Annotated in this window: 1 protein-coding gene; it reads left to right on the top strand. The window is 69.3% G+C overall.

The features are described 5' to 3' along the window. Window positions 1-150 precede the first annotated feature (150 nt). On the top strand, window positions 151-3,192 hold a 3,042-nt coding region (locus NDW01_RS42595; protein WP_252830374.1), incomplete at its 3' end, for an OTU domain-containing protein.

Raw genomic sequence — 3,192 nt, 5'->3', positions numbered from 1 at the left:
CCACCGGCCTACATCGGCACCGAACCCCCGGGCTACGAGCCTGGGCAACCGCCGGACTACAGTGAGCGCAGTCCCGGTGACTGCCTGATGTACGCCCTGCACGACACGGCCTTTCACGTGTTGCCCCTCGAGGCGCACACGGTCCAAGGGATGCGAACCCGGCTCGCCGACGCCCTACGCGACACCCCCGCCTACCGGGACCGCCTGCGCGATCAAGCCCGGCAATTCCTCGCCGAAGACCACGCCACAGGCCTGGGCCACCAGCGGGGCACCCGGGCCTGGAACCAGGCGGTCAACACCCACCTGGCCGCCTACCCAGAGCCGGACTGGGCCCAGATCATCACTGATCTGCGGACCCCCGGCTCGTGGGACAACGCGGCTGGGGACATCGCCCCCCACGTGGCCGCCTGGGTGTTCAACCTCACCATCACCGTCCACGGTCCGTACAACACCCGCTATCAGATCGGGGACCCCGGCGGCACGCCCATCGACCTATGGCGTAACGGCACCCACTGGGAACGCCTCATCGACCAGGATGTACTGATAGGAGGCGCTCCCACCTCACCAGCCGGGCATCAACAGCCGGCCGGCATGGGGAGTGACATCGGGCCCGCTGCCCGTTCCAGGGAGAGCAGCCCGGCCCGGCCTGCGGACGAGGACGCACCGACAGCAGGAGTAGTTCTGAGGTGGCGCTCCAGCGGCTTCTCCCGCGGGGTGGGATACAACGCGCCCATTATCCAACTCGGCCGCGACTACGGAAGAGGAAACGATGAGGGCTGGACTCGGTGGTTCATCCACCGGCCGGCGGGGGCGCAGACGCAGCCGTCGGAGTCGGATGATCGTATGGACCTGGACGTGCCGGGACCTGCCAACCGCCAGGCGCTCGACACCCCCGCGCCACCGGCCCGGGCCGGGACGGACGTTCCAGCCACCACCGGGGGTGCAGGCTGGGCTCCCCAACGCCGCTTCCTGACACCCGGAGTCGACCGCCTCGACCGCCGGGACCTGAATGTTCTCGCGTGGGAGGCCCGCGACGCGGGCGTGGCCAATCGCACAGAGTTCATGTCCGCACTTACTCAGGCCGGATGGCGCTTCGAACCTATCGACGCAGCATTTGAGTGGGCGAGGCCCGGCGTAACTCCAGCCGACTACGAATTGGACCTGCAACAGGCGCGGCAACTCCTCCAGGACGGGCCAACAAGAGGCTACCGCCGGTCCTCGCTTAATCGCTTCCCCAGTTTCCGCGGGGTTCCAGCCGACGAGCTCCTCGCCCAGCTCGGCCCCGACTACGCAATAGAAACCGACGGGCACGGGTTTCCGTGGTTCGTCTACCGGCCGGCGGAGGCGCAGCGGGCCCCCGGCACCGGGGCAGACGTTTACATGGCCCTTACCGGTGACGCGATGGCTGCTGGGCTTCGCGCGTCGATATCGGATCGCCAGGCTCAGATCGCTGCTGATCTTCGCGAGCAAATGGGTGGGGAGGTCGATCCGGTCGTGTTGCAGGCCGCCTGCGACCGTGACCCTCAGCTGCGGGTTCTGCGGGATGCTTTGGCTTCGTGGTCCAGCGGTCCAACCGCCGCCGGCACCGGTACCGGTGCCGATGGGGGGTTGGAGGGGCGGATCGATGGTGCCGTTGCTGCGGCCGCGGTCTGGGCCAGGCAGGCTGATCAGGGCCGGCCTGAGGGTCCGGTGGTGGCTACGGGCGAGTGGAGGAGCCGGTACTGCTGGTTGTTTTTGACCGGGTTGGCGCGGCGGTTGTCCGCGGCGCTGCCGGATCCGGTAGCGGCCTTGCATGGGCCGCGTTTCACCGCGTGGGATCAGGTGACCGGGGTTTTGGCCGGGGCTGATCCCGGCACGTCGGTGTATGTGGCGCTGGGGAACTTGCGGCGGCTGGGGCATGGGATCTGGATCGCACACCTTGGTGGTCGGCTTTTGAGACTGGTCGATCCTGACCAGAACGCCGCTAACGGTGGCTACACCAGCGTCGTCGGCACCGAAGAGCAGGTACTCGCCTACCTCACCGGCGTATCGGATGAATCGGATTGGCTGGGTGAGGGGAGGGTAGGCAGCCGGGAGGGTTTGCCGTTGATCGATGCCCATGCCCATTTCAGGGGCCCCAACGGCCAGGACATCGACCTGCTCCCGTCGGCTGGGCCGGAGTCGGGATCGGCCGCCCAGGCCGTGACCGACCGCACCTTCCGCAGCGGCATCGGCATGCCCCGGCCGACGCGCACCGATGAGGAGCGGTGGGACCGGCTTCACCAAGCAGTGGCAGCCACGGCCAGGGTAGGCCTCACGGTCAGCAAGGCCGAGAGGACGTGGGGCCAGTCTGGCGGCGGGGGTGCCACCGAGGCGGCCAAGGCGGCGGTCAACAATCAGGAACAGTTGAACGCCCACGGGCTGACACGGCACGGGGATCGTGTGTATCTCCCCGAACACGCCCCCACCGGTCCCGAGCCCACGCCGCCGGCACCGCGGCCGCGGGCACGCGACGATGAGGAGCGGTGGGCCCGGCTTTACCAAGCAGTGGCAGCCACGGCCGGGGAAGGCCTCACGGTCAGCAAGGCCGAGAGGACGTGGGGCCAGTCTGGCGGCGGGGGTGCCAGCGAGGCGGCCAAGGCGGCGGTCAACGATCGGGAACAGTTGAACGCCCACGGGCTGGCACGGCACGGGGATCGTGTGTATCTCACCGGACACGTCCCCGACCGTCTCGAGCCCACGCCGCGGGCACCGCGGGCACCGCGGGCACGCGACGATGAGGCGCGGTGGACCCGGCTTCACCAAGCAGTGGCAGCCACGGCCGGGGAAGGCCTCCCGGTCACCAGGGCCGCGGAGAAGTGGGGCCAGTCTCGCGACGGGGGTGCCAGCGAGGCGGCCAAGGCGGCGGTCAACGATCGGGAACAGTTGAACGCCCACGGGCTGGAACGGCACGGGAATCGTGTGTATCTCACCGGACACGCCCCCACCGGTCTTGAGCCCATTCCGCGGGCACCGCGGGCACGCGACGATGAGGCGCGGTGGACCCGGCTTCGCCAAGCAGTGGCAGCCACGGCCGGGGAAGGCCTCCCGGTCAGCACGGCCGCGCAGAAGTGGGGCCAGTCTTACGGCGTGGGTGTCACCGCGGCGGCCAAGGCGGCGGTCAACGATCAGGAACAGTTGAACGCCCACGGGCTGACACGGCACGGGAATCGT

Origin of the sequence: Actinoallomurus soli (assembly GCF_024055715.1) — a bacterium.
Lineage (GTDB): Bacteria > Actinomycetota > Actinomycetes > Streptosporangiales > Streptosporangiaceae > Actinoallomurus > Actinoallomurus soli.
The sequence above is the reverse complement of the archived record's forward strand: the minus strand, read 5'-3'. Positions and strand labels throughout refer to the sequence as shown.